We start from the raw sequence: 19,271 nt of genomic DNA, 5'->3' as shown, positions 1-19,271 counted from the left end.
GGAGAGAGCACAGTGAAGAGCCAAATCGAAGCGCTGCTGCGCGAGTACCAGTCCGGGCTGCTGTCGGAGGCGGAGCTCAGGGCGCGCTACGCACAGCTTGTCGCCAGCGGCAGCGACGGCGCGCCGGCGCGCCCCGCGGACAGGGCCGGCGCGACGCAGACCGTCCGGCGTCGGAGGGTGGTCCTCGACGGCCCCGGCTCGATCGAGGACATCCGCGTCGTCGAGGACGAGGTCGGCGCGCCGGAGGAGCACGCGATCCACGTCGACGCCGTGGCGATCTCGCTCAACTTCGGCGACCTGCTGTGCGTGCAGGGGCTCTATCCCACGATGCCCGCGTACCCGTTCACGCCTGGCTTCGAGGCGTCGGGGATCGTCCGGGCGGTCGGCAGCAAGGTGACCCGCTTCGCGGCCGGCGACGAGGTGATCGTCTCCGCGAGCGTCCGGCTCGGGATTCAATCCACCCTGATCGTGGCGGACGAGTCGCAGCTCGTCGCGAAGCCTGCGCGGCTGTCCTTCGAAGAGGCGGCCTCGTTCCTGACGGTGGGGCTCACGATCGTCGAGGCGTTCCGCCGGCTGCGGCTGGCCAAGGGGGAGACGATCCTCGTCCAGAGCGCCACCGGCGGCACCGGGCTCGTGGCCGTGCAGCTCGCGCAGCGCGCCGGCGCGACGATCATCGCGACCGCCAGCTCCGACGAGAAGCTCCGCTACCTGACCGCGATGGGGGTGCCCCACGTCATCGACTACGTCCGCCGCGACTTCGAGGCCGAGGTCATGGCGATCACGAAGGGGAAGGGGGTGGACGCGGTCATCAACACGCTCGCGGGCGAAGCCATCCAGAAGGGGATCAACTGCCTGAGCCCGCGGGGGCGCTACGTCGAGATCGCGATGACCGGGCTCAAATCGGCCCGGAGCATCGATCTCAGCAGGATGTCGAACAACCAGAGCTTCCACAGCCTCGATCTGCGGAAGCTCTTGCTCGACGTCCCCGAGCACGCCGCGGACCTCGGCGAGGAGCTCTTCTCGCTCGTCGAGCGGGGGGAGCTCCGGATCGTGGTCGGCAAGACGTTCGACTTCGACGCCATCGGCGACGCGTACCGGTACCTCGCGGACCGCCGGAACATCGGCAAGGTGGTCGTCACCGTGCCTGGGCCGAAGACGGCGAGCGTGCGCCGGGAGGCGCCAAAGCGCGCGCGGCCGGCGGCGCGCCCCGCGGACAGGGCCGGCGCGCGCGGCGAGCAGCCGATCGCGATCGTCGGGATGTCGGGGCGCTTCGGCGCCGCGAAGGACATCGACGAGCTCTGGCGATGCGTCGTGGAGATGAGGGGCCTGATCACCCAGCTGCCCGAAGGGCGGAAGCGTCTGTTCCAATCGCTGGAGCTCCCGGCGGCGCAGCGCGGAGTCGAGATGGACCCGTGGGGGAGCTACCTCGACGACATCGAGTGCTTCGATCCGCTCTTCTTCAGCATCTCGGGCCAGGAGGCGCAGCACATGGACCCGCAGCAGCGGATCTTCCTGCAGGAGAGCTGGAAGGCGCTGGAGGACGCGGGGCTGACGCTGGCGCGCCTCGACGGAAGCCGCACCGGGGTCGTCGCCGGCGTCGTCGACGGCAAGTACGCGAGCTACATTGAGGAGGACAAGGTTGGCCACTCGTTCTGGGGTACGGCGGGCTCGATCCTGCCGGCGCGGATCGCCTATTTCCTCAACCTGAAGGGGCCGGCGATCGCGATCGACACCGCGTGCTCGAGCTCGCTCGTCGCGGTCCACATCGGCTGCCAGAGCCTGTGGAGCCGCGAGACGGACGTGATCCTCGCGGGCGGCGCGTTCATCCAGGCCACGCCGCACTTCGGCGTCGCCGCCGGCCGCGCGCAGATGCTGTCCGCCGACGGCAAGTGCTTCACGTTCGACGACCGCGCAAACGGCATGGTCTCGGGCGAAGCCGTCGCGGTCTTGGTCCTCGAGCGGCTGGACGACGCGATCGCGAACGGCGACCGCATCCACGGCGTCATCGTCGGCAGCGGCATCAACCAGGACGGCGCCACGAACGGGATCACGGCGCCGAGCGCCGCGTCACAGCGTCAGCTCGAGCTCGATGTCTACAATCGCTTCGGGATCGATCCCGGCGAGATTCAGTACGTCGAGGCGCACGGGACGGGGACGAAGCTGGGCGATCCGATCGAGCTGCGCGCGCTCACCGAGGCGTTCCAGCGGTTCACCGATCGGCGCCGGTTCTGCGCGATCGGCTCGGTCAAGCCGAACGTCGGGCACACGGTGACGGTCGCGGGGGTCACCGGCGTCATCAACGTGCTGCTCGCGCTGAGGCACCGCCTCCTGCCTGGCCTTCTCAACTACGGCATCCCGAACCGTCACATCGATTTCGAGAACAGCCCGTTCTACGTCAACACGAGCGCTGTCCCGTGGGTCGTGGAGGGCGGAAAGCGCCGCCGGGCCGCGGTCAGCTCGTTCGGCTTCAGCGGGACGAACGCGCACGTCGTGATCGAGGAGTATGTCCCGCCGCCGCGCGACGGGCACGGCACCGCCGATGACGGGCCATCGCTGCTCCCGATCTCGGCGAGGACCGGCGATCAGCTCCTCCAGTATGTGTCGGATGTCCTCGCGCACGTGAACGCGCTGTCCGCGGCGGAGGCCGACAGGACCACCCGGCACGAGCGCTTGGCCGACCTGGCCTACACGTTCCAGGTGGGGCGCGAGGCGTTCGAGCACCGGCTCGCCGTCATCGCCGACGACCTGGAGTCGCTCGCGAGCCGGCTGAGCGACGTCGTGGCGGGCAAGGAGCGGGTCGAGGGGTGCTTTCGCGGCAAGGTGAAGAAGGCCAAGGCGCCCGAGCGTGCCTCCGGTTCGGACGGGGGCGACGGCGCCGTTGGCGCGCCCGGCGATGCGCTGCGCCGGCTGGCGGAGCGGTGGGTCGAGGGATACGCCGTGGACTGGAGCTCGCTCCACGCGGGCGCGCGGCGGTCCAAGGTGAGCGCGCCGACGTACCCGTTCGCGCGCGACCGGTACTGGAGCGAGGCGACGCCGCGGGCTGCGAGCCGCGAAGAGGCGGGCGACCGCCGCGCGCGGGGCGCAGGGCCGCAGCGGCACGCGGGGGAGCGGGCGCGGGTCGAGGTGGCTCCGGCGGAGGCGGCGCCCGCGCGTCGCGCGTCCGTGGAGGCGGCAGCGGAGGGGAGCGGAGGCGGCCAGGCGCTGCGGCTGGTGCCTGTATGGGAGCCGGTGGAAGCGCGGGCGGTGGGGCGTGTGGAGGCGCCGCGGGGCGCGGTGTGGGTGGTGGGTGGGGACGAGGAGCAGCGAGCGCTGCTGGGCGCGTCGTGGCTGCCGGTGGCGGGAGGGCACGAGGCGAGCGTCGAGCAGCTGGCGGAGCAGCTCGGCGCGGGCGGCGAGGTGGGGGAGATTGTGTGGATCGCGCCGCGGAGCCGGTACACGGCGATCGAGGGCGAGAGCGTTCTGGAAGAGCAGCGCGCGGGGGTGGAGAGCTGCTTCCGGCTGGTGAAGGCGCTGCTGGCGCGGGGCTACGGGTCGAGGGAGCTGGCGCTGACGGCGGTGACGGTCAGGGCGCAAGCGGTGAGGAAGGGAGAGGAGATCGAGCCGACGCACGCGGGCGTGCACGGTCTTCTGGGCACGGTGGCCAAGGAGTACCCGAGGTGGAAGGTCCGTGTGGCGGATCTGGAGGGCGAGCAGGGAGCGGGCTGGTCGGAGGTGCTGACGCTGGCGCCCGCGGGCGAGGGGGACGCGTGGGCGAACCGCGGGGGTGAGTGGTTCCGGCAGATGCTGCTGCCGTGCGAGGTGTCGCCGTCGAGCGGAGGTGGAGGCTACCGCGAGGGCGGAGTGTACGTGGTGATCGGGGGAGCGGGCGGTATCGGCGAGGTGCTGAGCGAGCACCTGATCCGCCGTTACCGGGCGCAGGTGGTGTGGATAGGGCGACGGGGGGCGACGGAGGAGCTGGAGTCGAAGCTGAAGCGGCTCGGGGAGCTTGGGCCGAGGCCTGAGTACGAGCAGGCGGATGCGGCGGACCGTGAGGCGCTGGAGCAGGCGTACGGGAGGATCAAGGCGCGGCACGGAGCGATTCACGGGGTTGTGCACTCGGCGGTGGGGACGTTCGACAAGAGCGTGGCGAACACGACGCCGGAGCAGTTCGCGGAGGTGCTGAGGGCGAAGGTGGACGTGAGCGTGCGGCTCGCGCAGGTCTTCGGGAACGAGCCGCTCGACTTCGTGATGTTCTTCTCGAGCCTCAACGCCTTCGCCAAGGGCGCGGGCAAGTGTGGCTATTCGGCCGGCAGCACGTTCGAGGACGCGTACGCGCACCAGCTCGGCAAGAGCCGGCCGTTCGCGGTGAAGACGATGAACTGGGGCTGGTGGGGCGACGTCGGCTCCGCCGGCGTCGTGCCGCAGTCGTACAAGAACCGCATCGCGCTCGCGGGGATCGGCGTGATCGACGCCGAGGATGCCATGAGCGCGCTCGAGGCGCTCCTCGCCGGCCCGTTCGATCAGCTCGGGCTGACCAAGACCACAGGGGCGCAAGCCCTCGGTCCGAGCGCGCCGGCGACGGACCCCGCGCGGCCGGAGGACCAGCTGCCGCCGGCGATCGCCGCTCGGGGCGAGCCGGAGCGCCTGCCTGCCGAACGCGCGCGCCACGGCGTCGAGGCGGACGCGGCCGCGCCGGACGAGCAGCTCGACGAGTCGCTCCTCCGCGCCAAGAGCGTGGCGTACCTGCGCGCGTTGGTCAGCCGGACGCTGAGGGTCAACGCGGCGCTCATCGACGTGACGGAGCCGCTAGAGCGCTACGGGATCGACTCGATCCTGGTCATGCAGCTCATCGACGCGCTGAAGGAGGCCATCCCGGACGTCGGCAGCACGCTGTTCTTCGAGCACCAGACGATCGACGCGCTCGCCGATCACCTGGTGAGCACGCACCGCGAGGCGATGCGCCAGCTGACCGGGCTCACGTCGTCCGCGGCCGCGTCGGCTGCCGAGGGGCCTCGAGCGGCGCACGGCGCCGAGGGGCCTGCGCCTCCGAGCCTGGCGAGCGCGCGCAGCGCGCCGCGCGCGAACGGCTCGCCGGCGGCCGGACCGGCGCGCGACGCCCTCGACGACCGCAGGATCGCGATCATCGGCCTGAGCGGACGGTACCCGCAGGCGCGCACCGTCGATGAGTACTGGGAGAACCTGAAGGCGGGCAAGGACAGCGTCGTCGAGATACCGCCCGAGCGATGGTCGCTGGACGGCTTCTATTGCGATGACGTCGAGGAGGCGGTCACCCGGGGCAAGAGCTATTGCCGGTGGGGCGGCTTCCTCGACGGGTTCACCGAGTTCGATCCGCTCTTCTTCCACATCTCACCGCTCGAGGCGGAGGGGATCGATCCCCAAGAGCGGCTGTTCATGCAGGCGAGCTGGGACGTGCTCGAGGACGCGGGGTACACGCGCGAGTCGCTCGCGCGCCGGCACGGCGGGCGGGTCGGTGTCTTCGCCGGCATCACGCGGGGCGGCTTCGAGCTGCACGGCCCCGGGCTCTGGCAGCGAGGCATCGCGGCGTTTCCTCGCACGTCGTTCAGCTCGGTGGCCAACCGGGTCTCGTACTTCCTGAACCTGCACGGCCCGAGCATGCCGGTCGACACGATGTGCTCGTCGTCGCTGACGGCGATCCACGAGGCGTGTGAGCACCTCCTCCGCGACGAGTGCGAGCTCGCGATCGCTGGCGGCGTGAACCTGTACGTGCACCCGAGCTCGTACGTGATGCTTTGCCTGGGCAGGATGCTCTCGCCGCGAGGGCGGTGCAGGAGCTTCGGGGTCGGCGGAGACGGGATGGTGCCCGGCGAGGGGGTGGGCACGGTGCTGCTCAAGCGCCTGTCGCGCGCGGAGGCCGACGGCGACCACATCTACGGAGTCATCCTCGGCACGAGCATCAACCACGGCGGCAAGACGAACGGGTACACCGTGCCGAACCCGGCGGCGCACAAGGCGCTGATCCTGAGCGCGCTCGGCAAGGCGGGGGTCGACGCCCGCGCGGTGAGCTACGTCGAGGCGCACGGGACGGGGACGGAGCTGGGCGATCCGATCGAGATCGCCGGGCTGACGCAGGCGTTCCGCGCGTCGACGCCGGACGTGCAGTTCTGCGCGATCGCGTCGGCGAAGTCGAACATCGGCCACTGCGAGGCGGCGGCGGGGATCGCGGGGCTGACGAAGGTGCTCCTGCAGATGAAGCACGGCCAGATCGCGCCGAGCCTGCACGTCGAGGAGCTGAACCCGCACATCGCGTTCGAGAAGACGCCCTTCGTCGTGCAGCGGCGGCTCGGCGAGTGGAAGCGCCCGACGCTCACGGTGGGCGGCCGCTCCGTGGAGGCGCCGCGGATCGCCGGGATCTCGTCCTTCGGCGCCGGCGGCGCGAACGCGCACGTGATCGTCGCGGAGTACGTCGACGAGCGCGCGGCCCTCGGAAGGGCGAGCGCGGCGTCACCCGCGCCGGTCGCCGTCGTCCTGTCCGCCCGGACCGAGGCGCAGCTCGAGGCGAGGGCCGCGCAGCTCCTCGCCGCCGTGCGCAGCAGCGAGTACGGCGACGCCGAGCTGCCCGACCTCGCGTACACGCTGCAGGTGGGGCGCGAGGCGATGGACCACCGCCTCGCGTTCACGGCGGCGTCGGTGAGGGAGCTGTGCGGCAAGCTCGCCCGCTTCGTCGCGGGGGGCGAGCCGAGCGAGGATCTCCATCGCGGCGAGATCAAGCGCGCCAAGGACGGGATATCGCTCTTCGCCGAGGACGAGGACCTGCGGCGCGCGGTCGACGCTTGGATCGGCAAGAAGAAGTACGCCCGGCTGCTCGAGTTGTGGGTCAAGGGGCTCGCCATCGACTGGATGAGGCTCCACGATGGCGGCGCGCCGAGGCGGGTCCCGCTCCCCACGTACCCGTTCGCGCGGGACCGCTACTGGCCCGCGGGCGGCGCGATGGGCGCCGCTTCGGCCCTCCAGGCGAGCGACGGCGCCGTCGCGGCGCTGCACCCGCTCCTTCATCGAAATACGTCGGACTTCGCGGGGCAGCGCTTCACGAGCGAGCTCACGGGGAGCGAGTTCTTCCTGAAGGAGCACGTCGTCCAGGGGAGGGGCGTGCTCCCGGGGGCTGCGTACCTCGAGATGGTGCGCGCGGCGCTCGAGCTCTCGAGCGGGGACGGCGCGGGCGACGTCGCGCTTCACGACGTCGCGTGGCTCCAGCCGTTCACGGTCGTGGACGGGCGGTCGGCGCTTCACGTCTCGCTCGATGTGCCGGACGAGCATGGCGCGTCGCGGTTCGAGGTGTACAGCGAGGGCGAAGGGGGCTCGGAGATCGTCCATTGCCGCGGCGAGGCGGCGCTCGTCGAGAAGAGCGCACCGCAGCGCCTCGACCTCGGCGAGCTGCGCGCGCGCTGCGCGGCCGGCGAGGTGGACGGCGCCGGGTGCTACGAGGCGTTCGACGCGGCCGGCATCGCGTACGGGGCTGCGTTCCGCGTGCTTCGGCGCGCTCACCTCGGCGCGCGCGAGGCGCTCGTCGAGCTCGAGCTCCCCGAGGCGCAGCGAGCGTCGTCGGCGTTCGTGATCCATCCGAGCGTCCTCGACGGGGCGCTCCAGGGGACCGCCTGTGTGAGCATGGGCGAGCCGGAGGGGCCCGGGGCAGCGGGATCGGCGCCGAAGGCAGCGCTCCTGTTCTCGGTGCGCGACGTCGACGTCGTTCGGGCCAGCGCGCCGCGGATGTGGGCGTGGATCCGCGTGAGCGCGGCCAGCACCGAGCGCGTGCGGCAGTTCGACATCGACGTGTGCGACGAGGAGGGCGTCGTCTGCGCGCGCCTGTCCGGCGTGAGCGCGCGTGTACACGACGGCGCCCCGGCGCGTCGCGCGTCCGTGGAGGCGGCAGCGGAGGGGAGCGGAGGCGGCCAGGCGCTGCGGCTGGTGCCGGTATGGGAGCCGGTGGAAGCGCGGGCGGTGGGGCGTGTGGAGGCGCCGCGGGGCGCGGTGTGGGTGGTGGGTGGGGACGAGGAGCAGCGAGCGCTGCTGGGCGCGTCGTGGCTGCCGGTGGCGGGAGGGCACGAGGCGAGCGTCGAGCAGCTGGCGGAGCAGCTCGGCGCGGGCGGCGAGGTGGGGGAGATTGTGTGGATCGCGCCGCGGAGCCGGTACACGGCGATCGAGGGCGAGAGCGTGCTGGAGGAGCAGCGGGTGGGGGTGGAGAGCTGCTTCCGGCTGGTGAAGGCGCTGCTGGCGCGGGGCTACGGGTCGAGGGAGCTGGCGCTGACGGCGGTGACGGTCAGGGCGCAAGCGGTGAGGAAGGGAGAGGAGATCGAGCCGACGCACGCGAGCGTGCACGGTCTTCTGGGCACGCTGGCCAAGGAGTACCCGAGGTGGAAGGTCCGTGTGGCGGATCTGGAGGGCGAGCAGGGAGCGGGCTGGTCGGAGGTGCTGACGCTGGCGCCCGCGGGCGAGGGGGACGCGTTGGCGAACCGCGGGGGTGAGTGGTTCCGGCAGATGCTGCTGCCGTGCGAGGTGTCGCCGTCGAGCGGAGGTGGAGGCTACCGCGAGGGCGGAGTGTACGTGGTGATCGGGGGAGCGGGCGGTATCGGCGAGGTGCTGAGCGAGCACCTGATCCGCCGTTACCGGGCGCAGGTGGTGTGGATAGGGCGACGGGGGGCGACGGAGGAGCTGGAGTCGAAGCTGAAGCGGCTCGGGGAGCTTGGGCCGAGGCCTGAGTACGAGCAGGCGGATGCGGCGGACCGTGAGGCGCTGGAGCAGGCGTACGGGAGGATCAAGGCGCGGCACGGAGCGATTCACGGGGTTGTGCACTCGGCGGTGGGGACGTTCGACAAGAGCGTGGCGAACACGACGCCGGAGCAGTTCGCGGAGGTGCTGAGGGCGAAGGTGGACGTGAGCGTGCGGCTCGCGCAGGTCTTCGGGAACGAGCCGCTCGACTTCGCGATGTTCTTCTCAGGGATGAACTCGTTCTCGAAGGACGCGGGCAAGTGCGGCTATTCGGCCGGCGGCACGTTCGAGGACGCGTACGCGCACCAGCTCGGCAAGAGCCGGCCGTTCGCGGTGAAGACGATGAACTGGGGCTGGTGGGGCGAGATCGGCGCCGCCGGCGTCGTGCCGCAGTCGTACAAGAACCGCATGGCGCTCGCGGGGATCAGCGCGATCGGCGCCGAGGACGCGGCGAGCGCGCTCGAGGCGCTCCTCGCCGGCCCGTTCGATCAGCTCGGGCTGATGAAGTTCGAGAAGCTCGGGCTGAACAAGGTGGCGCGCGGGGGCACGTCGGGCTCGGTCGAGGCGGAGACGCCGTGGCTCGTGGCTCCCCCGCCGCGGGATCCGTCCGTGATCGGCGCCATGTCGCTCCGCGAGGCGCCGCCGCCGGCCCTGGACGCGGACCGCGCCTCGCGGAGGATGTTCGAGCAGCTCGACGAGCACCTGCGCGAGATCCTCTCGATCCATCTGCGCGATCTCGGCCTGCTGGACGAGGGAGGCGCGTCGCTCGTCGAGAAGAGCAGGGCCATCGGCATGCCGCCTCTCTACGACCGGTGGCTCCGCGAGAGCCTCCGGCTGCTCCGCGCTCGCGGCGCGGCGCGGAGCGACGTCGACGCCGCGCAGGCATGGCGGCGCTGGGAGCAGGAGAAGGTGGCGTGGTCGGCCGAGCCCAACCTCCGCGCCCAGGTGCGCCTGGTCGAGGCCACGCTGCGCGCGCTGCCGCGGATCCTCACCGGCGCGATCCCCGCGACCGAGGTGATCTTCCCGCGCTCGTCGATGGCGCTGGTCGAGGACGTCTACAAGAACAACGGCCCGGCCGACTACTTCAACGCGGCGCTCGCCGATCAGGTGCTCGCCTTCGTCGACGCCCGGATCGCGCGGGACCCCGCGGCGCGCATCCGGATCGTCGAGATCGGCGCCGGCACCGGGAGCGCCAGCGCCCACGTGTTCGAGAGGCTGTGGAGCCGACGCGAGCACGTCGAGGTGTACCGCTACACGGATCTGTCGAAGGCGTTCCTGTTCCACGCCCAGGAGCACTACGCCACGCGCGCGCCGTACCTGAAGTGCCAGATCTTCGACGTCGAGCGCGACCCGTCGGAGCAGTCGATCGAGATCGGCACCTACGACGTCGCGATCGCCGCGAACGTGCTCCACGCGACGAGGAACGTGCGCCGGACGCTGCGCAACGTGAAGGCGATGCTGAAGCCGAACGGCGTCCTCGTGCTGAACGAGATCACCAGCCACGCGCTCCTCGTGCACCTGACGTTCGGGTTGCTCGAGGGCTGGTGGCGGTACGAGGACGACGCGCTGCGGATGCCCGGCACGCCGGGGCTGAGCGCGCAAACCTGGCGACGCGTGCTGGAGGACGAGGGCTTCCGCTCGGTGCTCTTTCCGACCGAGCGCGCCGCGGAGATCGGGCAGCAGGTGATCGCCGCCGAGAGCGACGGCATCGTCCGTCGGCCGCGGCCCCCGGAGCCGATGCCGGCAGCGCAGCCCCTGCCGGCGGCGCAGCCCCCCCGGAGCCCGGCGCGCTCCGGCGCGGAGATCGCGGAGTCACGGCGCGCTCGGCCGACCGAGCGCGCCGCGACGCCCGCGGTCGACGCCACGCCGCCGGCGGCCGGAGGGCGCGAACAGCTCCTCCGCGAGAGGACCGTCGCGCACCTCCTTGGCCTCGTCGGGAAGGCGCTGAAGATCGACGTCGCGCAGCTCGACCCGGCGGAGTCGCTCGAGAGCTACGGGATCGACTCGATCCTGGTCGTGCAGCTCACCGACGCGCTGAAGGAGGCCATCCCGGACATCAGCAGCACGCTGTTCTTCGAGCACCAGACGATCAACGCGCTCGTCGACCACCTCCTGCGAACGAAGCGGGACGTGCTGCGCCGCCTCACGGGCGTCGGCGACGCCGCGGCGGCCGCGCCGTCGACCACGGCGCCCGCGTCGTCGGTCGCGGCGCCGCCGGTGCGCGCGGGGCGGCGCGCCGGCGCGCGCGTCCGGCCGAGCGTGTCGCGCGGAGGGCGCGTCGAGACGGCGGCGGCCGATCGCAGGATCGCGATCATCGGCCTGAGCGGGCGGTACCCGCAGGCGCGCACCATCGACGAGTACTGGGAGAACCTGAAGGCGGGCAAGGACAGCGTCGTCGAGATACCGCCCGAGCGGTGGGCGATCGAGGGATTCTACTGCGAGGACCCGCGCGCCGCGGTGGAGGCTGGCAAGAGCTACTGCCGGTGGGGCGGCTTCCTCGACGGGTTCGCCGAGTTCGACCCGATGTTCTTCAACATCTCGCCGCTCGAGGCGGAGGGGATCGACCCCCAGGAGCGGCTGTTCATGCAGGCGAGCTGGGACGTGCTCGAGGACGCGGGGTACACGCGCGAGTCGCTCGCGCGCCGGCACGGCGGGCGGGTCGGCGTCTTCGCCGGCATCACGAAGACGGGGTTCGATCTGTACGGCCCGGAGCTCTGGCGGCGAGGGGCTGCCGCGTTCCCGCACACGTCGTTCAGCTCGGTGGCCAACCGGGTCTCGTATTTCTTGAACATCCGCGGCCCGAGCATGCCGATCGACACGATGTGCTCGTCGTCGCTGACGGCGATCCACGAGGCGTGCGAGCACCTCCTCCGCGGCGAGTGCGAGCTCGCGATCGCCGGCGGCGTGAACCTGTACCTGCACCCGAGCAGCTATGTGCTCCTGTGCATGGCGGGGATGCTCTCCAAGCAGGGGCGCAGCAGGAGCTTCGGCCGCGGGGCCGACGGGATGGTGCCCGGGGAGGCGGTGGGCGCGGTGCTGCTCAAGCCCCTGTCGCGCGCGGAGGCCGACGGCGACCCCATCTATGGCGTGATCCTCGGCACGAGCATCAACCACGGCGGCAAGACGAACGGCTATCTCGTGCCGAACCCTGCGGCGCACCGGGAGCTCATCCTGAGCGCGCTCGCCAGGGCGGGGGTCGACGCCCGCGCGGTGAGCTACGTCGAGGCGCACGGGACGGGGACGGAGCTGGGCGATCCGATCGAGATCGCCGGGCTGACGCAGGCATTCCGCGCGTCGACGCCGGACGTGCAGTTCTGCGCGATCGCGTCGGCGAAGTCGAACATCGGCCACTGCGAGGCGGCGGCGGGGATCGCGGGGCTGACGAAGGTGCTCCTGCAGATGAAGCACGGCCAGATCGCGCCGAGCCTGCACGTCGACGAGCTGAACCCGCACATCGCGTTCGAGGAGACGCCCTTCGTGGTGCAGCGGCGGCTCGGCGAGTGGAAGCGCCCGACGCTCACGGTGGGCGGCCGCTCCGTGGAAGCGCCGCGGATCGCCGGGATCTCGTCCTTCGGCGCCGGCGGCGCGAACGCGCACGTGATCGTCGCGGAGTATGCCGAGGCGGAGCGTCGAGACCGCGACGCGAACGCGCCCGCCGCCGCCCCGGTGCTCATCGCGCTGAGCGCGAAATCGAGCGACGCCGTGGTCGAGCGCGCGCGCGATCTCGTCGCCGCCATCCGCTCGCGCGGGCTCACCGACGCGGACCTGCGCGACGTCGCGTACACGCTGCAGGTGGGGCGCGAGGCCATGGATGAGCGCCTCGCGGTGATCGTCGGCAGCGTCGCGGATCTAGAGGAGAAGCTGCGCGCGTTCGTCGCGGGATCGGCGGCGCCGGGCGAGGTGATCCGCGGACGAGCGCGGCTCGAGAAGGACGCGCTCGGCGTCGTCGCGCACGACGACGACTTCGAGGAGACGATCGGCAAGTGGATCCAGCGCGGCAAGCTGCGGAAGCTCGCCGAGCTCTGGGTGCGCGGCCTCGATCTGGACTGGGAGCGGCTGTACGGCGAGCGCAAGCCGCGGCGAATCAGCTTGCCTGCGTACCCGTTCGCGCGGGAGCGGCACTGGCTGCCGCTGGGCGAGGGAGCCGTGACCGCGGCGGCGGCGCCGGCGGTCGAGGCGTCGCCCGAGGCCGCGGCGGTCGTGGAGTACGAGGAGGTGTGGGAGCGGCTCGGAAGGGAGGAGCGCGCCGCGGGCGAGCCGGGGCTGCGCTGGCTGGTGGTCGGAGGGGACGAGGCCTGGCGGGCGTCGGTGGTGGAGGCGCTGGGCAGGCACGAGCCCGGGTGCGAGGCGATCGGGGTGAGCGTGGGGGGCGCGTTCGGGTGGGACGGCGGCGCGCGGAGCGCGGTGCCGGAGGCGAGCGAGGCGTGGTTCCTGTCGCTGTTCGAGGAGATGGAGAGGCGAGACGCCGCGCGGCGAAGCGCGGGTCGAGCGCTCGGTGTGGTGTACGCGTGGGGCCGAGAGCTGGAGCGGCTGCAGGGCGTGCACGGTCTGCTTCGAGGGGCGCGCGGCAGCGGCGCGCCGCTGCGTCGCCTGGTGCTGACGGGTCGTGTTGCCGACGGCGAGGTGAGCGGGTGCTACGACGCGTCGCTGATCGGGGTGGAGCGCTCGGCGGCCTTTGCGCTGCCGGAGCTGAGTGTGGGGGTGGTGCTCGGGGGCGCGGAGGGTGTCGAGGCCGACGCGGTGGCGCGTGAGGCGTGGATGGCGGGGGTGATCCGCTGCGAGGCGGCAGAGCGATACCGCCTGGGGGTCCGGCGCGCGTCGTCGAGCGGCGCGGCGCAGGCGCAGCTCCGGGACGGCGGCGTGTACGTGATCACGGGCGGGGCTGGAGGTCTGGGCCAGGTGTTCGGCGAGCACCTGGCGCGGCGCTGCGCGGGTCGGATAGCGCTGGTGGGACGGCGGAGGCGAGACGAGCGCATCGAGGCGCAGCTAGGGCGGCTGCGCGAGGCGGGTGCGACGGAGGCCGAGTACTTCGAGGCGGACGTGGCGGACGCGGCGCAGATGAGCGGGGCGGTGGCTGCCATCGAGGCGAGGTGGGGAGCGATCCACGGGGTGCTGCACGCGGCGGGGGTTGAGTCGAGCGGCGCGGTGGTGGACAGGAGCTGGGAGCAGGTGGCGGCGGTCGCGCGGCCGAAGGTGGAGGGGACGCGCGTGATCGACGAGGTGACGGCGCGGCAGCCGCTGGACTTCATGTGCCTGTTCTCGTCGACGGCGGCGGTGCTGGGGGACGGCGGGTCGTGCGACTACGCGACCGCGAACCGCTTCCAGGTGGCGTACGCGCAGCACCGCGAGCAGCTGCGGAGGCGCGGGGAGCGGAGCGGGGCGACGGTGGCGGTGTGCTGGCCGCTGTGGCGCGACGGGGGGATGGGAGCGGTGGGCTCCGAGGGGATCGAGATGTACCTGCGGACCAGCGGCCAGCGCTACCTGGAGCGCGCCGAGGGGCTGGCGGCGTGGGAGCGGGCGATGGGCGCGGGGGTGAGCCCGCGGCTCGTGCTGGCGGGGCAGCCGCGGCGCGTGCACGGCTTCCTCTCGCGCATCTACGCGGGCACCAGCGCGGCCCTCCGCTCGCCGCCGAGCGCGGAAGGGGGCGTCGGTGCGTCGATCGCTCGACGAGAGCAGCGGGGCGCCAGCGCCGCGGCCGCGCCGCTGGCCGCCGCTGCGCCTGGGTTGGCCGCCCGGTCGCCGGCGACGCTGCGGGAGCGGGTCGCCGCCGAGGTGAAGGCGCGCGTCGAGGGGGCGCTGAAGCTCCCCGCGGGGCGCCTGGACGAGGACGCGAGCTTCGCCGATATCGGCCTCGACTCGATCGGCCTGGCGCAGCTCGCGCGGCTCCTCACGAGGCATTTCGGCTTCGAGGTGATGCCGAACGTCTTCTTCAGCTACAGCACGATCGAGAAGCTCGCCGCGCACCTCGTCGAGCAACACCGCGACGCGATCGAGGCGGCGTATCAGCGCGCCGACGCGCCCCTTGAGCCCGCGGAGCCGCGCCAGGCGGACGACCGCCGCGGCGCGGCGATCGCGCGCGCCCCGCTCGTGAACGGCGCGCATCATGCCGCGCGACCCGACGTCCCGCGCGAGGGCCCGCGTCGCCTGGGCGCGCGCGTGTCGCCTTCGGTGCAGGAGCCGGTGGCGATCATCGGGATGTCGGTGCGCGCCGCGGGGGCAGACGACGTCGACGATCTGTGGGAGCTGCTCCTGAAGGGCCACAAGCAGATTCAGGAGGTGCCGCAGGAACGCTGGGACTGGCGGCCCTACTACAGCGGTCCTGGCGCGACGGACAATCGGATCGCCAGCAACAGGGGCGCGTTCCTCCGCGGGCTCGACCACTTCGACCCGCTGTTCTTCGAGATCTCGCCGCGCGAGGCAGAGTGGATGGAGCCGCGCCAGCGGCTGATGCTCCAGGAGGCGTGGCGCGCGTTCGAGGACGCGGGGTACGCGGGCGAGCGGCTGCGCGGGACCGATTGCGGCGTCTTCATCGGCGTGGAGGAGGCCCTCCCCGCGCCGGACGCGGCGCCGGGGCCCGCGACGAGCGCTCACAACGGGATCCTGGCCGCGCGGATCTCGTACGTGCTCGACCTGCGCGGGCCCAACCTGGCGCTCAATACGGCGTGCTCTTCCGGGCTCGTCGCGGTGCACACGGCCTGCCAGAGCCTGCTGCACGGCGAGTGCTCGATGGCGCTCGCCGGGGGGGTGAACGTGCTCACGTCGCCGGCGACGTACGTGGCCCTGACCCGGAGCGGCATGCTCTCGGCCGAGGGCGAGTGCTACGCGTTCGACGAGCGGGCCAGCGGCATGGTCCCGGGCGAAGCGGTGGCGGCGGTGGTGCTGAAGCGCCTGTCGCAGGCCGTGGCGGACGGCGACCCGATCCACGCCGTGATCAGGGCGACCGGCGTCAACTACGACGGCAGGACGAACGGGATCACGGCGCCGAGCGGCCTCTCGCAGCAGCGCCTCATCGAGAGCGTCCTGCGCCGCGCGGAGATCGGCCCGGAGCGAATCCAGTACGTGCTCGGGCACAGCGTGGGCTCCGCGCTCGGCGATCCCATCGAGGCGCAGGCGCTGCGCGACGCGCTCGACCAGCGGACCGAGGGGCGCCGGCCCTTCGCCCTCGGATCGATCAAGCCGGTGATCGGACACACCTTCGCCGCGTCCGGGGTCGTCAGCCTGATCGCGATATGCCTGGCCATGAGACACCGCCAGATCCCCGGCACGTCGAACTATCGCCGGCCGAGCGAGTACATCGATCTCGCGACATGCCCGTTCACCATCAGCGACGTCGCGCGGCCGTGGACGGTGTCGGCGGCCGGCGAACGCCGGTGCGGGATGGTCGGGGCGACGGGCATGAGCGGGACGAACGTCTTCGCCGTCGTCGAGGAGCACGAGCCGGAGCGAGCGAGCGCCCACGCGCCGGGCGCGCTGGGCGCCGCCGCGTCCGGGCGCGCCGTGATCGTCCTGTCGGCGAGGAGCGACGCGGCGCTCCGGTCCTATGCGCGGACCCTCCGGGCGCGCCTCGCGAGCACGCCGCTCTCCGACCTGCACGACGTCGCCTTCACCCTGCAAACCGGGCGTGAGGCGATGCCGTGCCGGCTGGCCCTCGTCGCCTCCTCGGTGAGCGCGGCGATCGAGAAGCTCGACGTCTACGCGAGCGCGTCGGGCGACGAGGGCCTCCAGTCGCGATCGATCTTCACCACCGGCCAGGAGCGCACGATCGCGCCGGCGGACCCTTCCCGCGCCGCCGAGCTCGCGGAGGCTTGGGTGCGCGGCGCCGCGGTCGACTGGAGCCAGGTGCACGAGCGAGCGCAATCGAGGCGGGTCTCCCTCCCCGCGTATCCGTTCACGGCCGGCGGCCGCTCGCGCGAGGCGGCGTCCGGGGCGCTCGACCCGATCCTCGAGCTCATCGCGGGGTATTCGAAGCGCCCTATCGACGCCATTGACACAGCGCGGCCGCTCGCCGACCTCGGGATTGACTCGCTCCTCTTGATGAACATGATCGGCGCCCTTGAGGATCGGTATTCCATTCATGTGTCGCTGGAGGACGTGACGAGCTGCGCGTCGATCGCCGCGCTCTGCGCGATGTTGCGCGGCAAGGCCGGGGCGCGCGCCGGCGCAGGGACCCTGCCGAGGAGGTACAAGGAGCTCGAGGTGCTCCAGTCCAAGGGGGACCTGCCGCCCGTCTTCTGGTTCCACGGGTCGCTGGGCACCGTCCAGACGTACCTCGGGTTGTCGCGGGGCCTCGGCCCGACGCTGCCGTTCTACGCGGTCCAGTCGAGGGGGGTGAAGGCGAACGAGGAGCCGATCGACGATCTCTCCGAGATGGCGAAGTACTACGCCGAGATCCTGCTCGCCGCCCGGGGCGGCGCGGGCGCCGCGTTTCAGCTCGGCGGGTACTCGGAAGGCGGCTTGATCGCCTACGAGGTGACACGGCACCTCCAGCGAATGGGTCACGACGTGAGGAGCCTCGTGATGATCGACACGCCGTACCTCCACGGCGGGGTTCATCTCTTGAAGGACGAGGACACGCGGAAGCTGCGCTACGCGATGGTCTACGCCAATATCCTGATGATCAACAAGCTGGGCGGCTTCACCGACATCGGTGCCCTGCCGCTCCAGGGAGCGAGCGCCGAAGACGTCTTGCCTCTCCTCGTCCGGCATGGCCTGGAGAGAGGGTTGCCTTACTCGCCTGACGAGCTGCGCGAGACCATCGAGCGCTTCCACCGCATCGCCGAGGCGAATGAGAGGGCCGCGGAATCCTACGAGATCGCGGATCTGCCGCGGCCTGGCGCCGTCGAGTGCCACTACTTCCAGCGGAGGACGGCCGGCGTGTACTTCGATCCCAGCCGCTTCGCCGGGGCCATGGTCGAGCGGACGAACGATTACTTCCGGGACAAGGGGTGCGCCGAGGCGTGGATGCGGCGCCTGCCGCGCTTCTCCCTGCACCTCACCAGCGCGACCGATCACTTCTCGCTGCTCTCCGAGGCGGATCCGTTCGAGAGGATTCGTGATACGTGTCGCCGCCTCTACGGCGTGAGCGCCGAGGGGACGAAGCCGTTCGCCGGAGCCGCGGCGGGCCGAGCTTCCACATCGCTTAGCGAGGAGATCTCATGAAGGACCTGACACAGGGCTCGATAGCCCGTCACATCGTGACGATGGCGGTGCCCATCGCGGTGGGGATGATCTTCCAGACGCTCTACTACATGATCGATCTGTATTTCGTCGGGGAGCTCGGCGATGTGCCGCTCGCCGGCGTCAGCGCGGCGGGTAACGCGACGTTCCTCGTGCTCGCCCTGACACAGGTCCTCGGCGTCGGCACGGTGGCAATGATATCGCAGGCCGTCGGTCGGAAGGACCGCGACGAGGCCAACGTCGTCTTCAATCAGTCGCTCACCCTGGCCGCGGTCAGCGGCCTGGCCGTGCTCGTCCTAGGGTACCTGACGACGACGCCTTACATGCGCTCGGTCGCCGCCGACGCCGCGACGGTCGAGGCCGGACGCACGTACCTGTTCTGGTTCATGCCCGGCCTTGCGCTCCAGTTCGCGCTCGTCGCCATGGGTTCAGCGCTCCGCGGCACCGGTCTCGTCCAGCCGACGCTCGTCGTTCAGCTCCTCACGATCGTCCTCAACGCCATCCTCGCGCCGATCCTCATCGCGGGGTGGGGGACCCACCGCCCGATGGGGGTCGCCGGGGCGGGTCTCGCGAGCACGCTCTCGCTCGTCGTCGCGGTCATCGCGCTGTGGGCCTATTTCCGGCGGCTCGAGCGCTACGTCGGCGTGTCCGCGCCGCTCCTCCGGCCGCGCCTGCCCATCTGGCGGCAGCTCCTCGCGATCGGGCTCCCGTCGGGAGGCGAGTTCGCGCTCATCTTCGTGTACTCCGCGATCGTCTACTGGACGCTCCGCGAGTTCGGCTCGGCGGCGCAAGCCGGCTACGGAGCCGGCTCGCGCCTCATCCAGGGGCTCATCTTGCCGGCGATGGCGGTCTCCTTCGCGGCGGGGCCCATCGCCGGCCAGAACTTCGGCGCGAAGCTGGCCGACCGCGTGCGGAGCACGTTCAGCATCTCGGCGGCGATCATCAGCGCGCTGATGGTCCTTCTGACGCTGTTCGTCGGCTGGCGCGCCGAGGCCCTGATCGGCAGCTTCGCCAAGAACGCGGACTCCATCGCCGTGGGCGCGCAGTTCCTCCGCTTCGCGTGCTGGAATTTCGTCGCGCAGGGGCTCATCTTCACGTGTTCGAGCATCTTCCAGGGGTTGGGCAACACCACACCGTCGTTGCTCAGCTCCGGCGCGCGACTGGTGACGTTCGCCGTGCCCGCGATCTGGCTGTCCACGCTGCCCGGCTTCCGCATCGAGCTCGTCTGGTACCTGTCGATCGCGAGCACGACGCTCCAGGCGATCGCCAGCGTTCTCTTGCTGCGCGCCGAGTTCAAGCAGCGTTTCGTCCCCGGGTTTGTCGCCAGCGGCGCCGGTCTCGGCGCGAATTCTTGAAAGGAGCACGAGCTT

The 19,271-nt window shown here is 71.8% G+C and carries 2 protein-coding genes; both read left to right on the top strand.

All coding sequences use genetic code 11. The features are described 5' to 3' along the window. Positions 1–12: 12 nt before the first annotated feature. Entirely contained in the window at positions 13–17,883 is a 17,871-nt protein-coding gene (locus ACSRUE_RS31850) for an SDR family NAD(P)-dependent oxidoreductase (RefSeq protein ID WP_441286883.1), read from the top strand. Continuing rightward, positions 17,880–19,256: an MATE family efflux transporter gene (locus ACSRUE_RS31845; protein ID WP_012235825.1), complete on the top strand. Its 1,377-nt coding sequence runs from the start codon at positions 17,880–17,882 to the stop codon at positions 19,254–19,256. The genes ACSRUE_RS31850 and ACSRUE_RS31845 overlap by 4 nt, the downstream gene beginning before the upstream one ends. Positions 19,257–19,271 lie beyond the last annotated feature (15 nt).

The organism is Sorangium sp. KYC3313, assembly GCF_052075895.1.
Lineage (GTDB): Bacteria > Myxococcota_A > Polyangia > Polyangiales > Polyangiaceae > Sorangium > Sorangium cellulosum_B.
The sequence above is the reverse complement of the archived record's forward strand: the minus strand, read 5'-3'. Positions and strand labels throughout refer to the sequence as shown.

Bases quoted from the DNA above. Each gene is read 5' to 3' on its own strand.
- ACSRUE_RS31845 (WP_012235825.1), top strand. From the start codon at position 17,880: ATGAAGGACCTGACACAGGGCTCGATAGCCCGTCACATCGTGACGATG.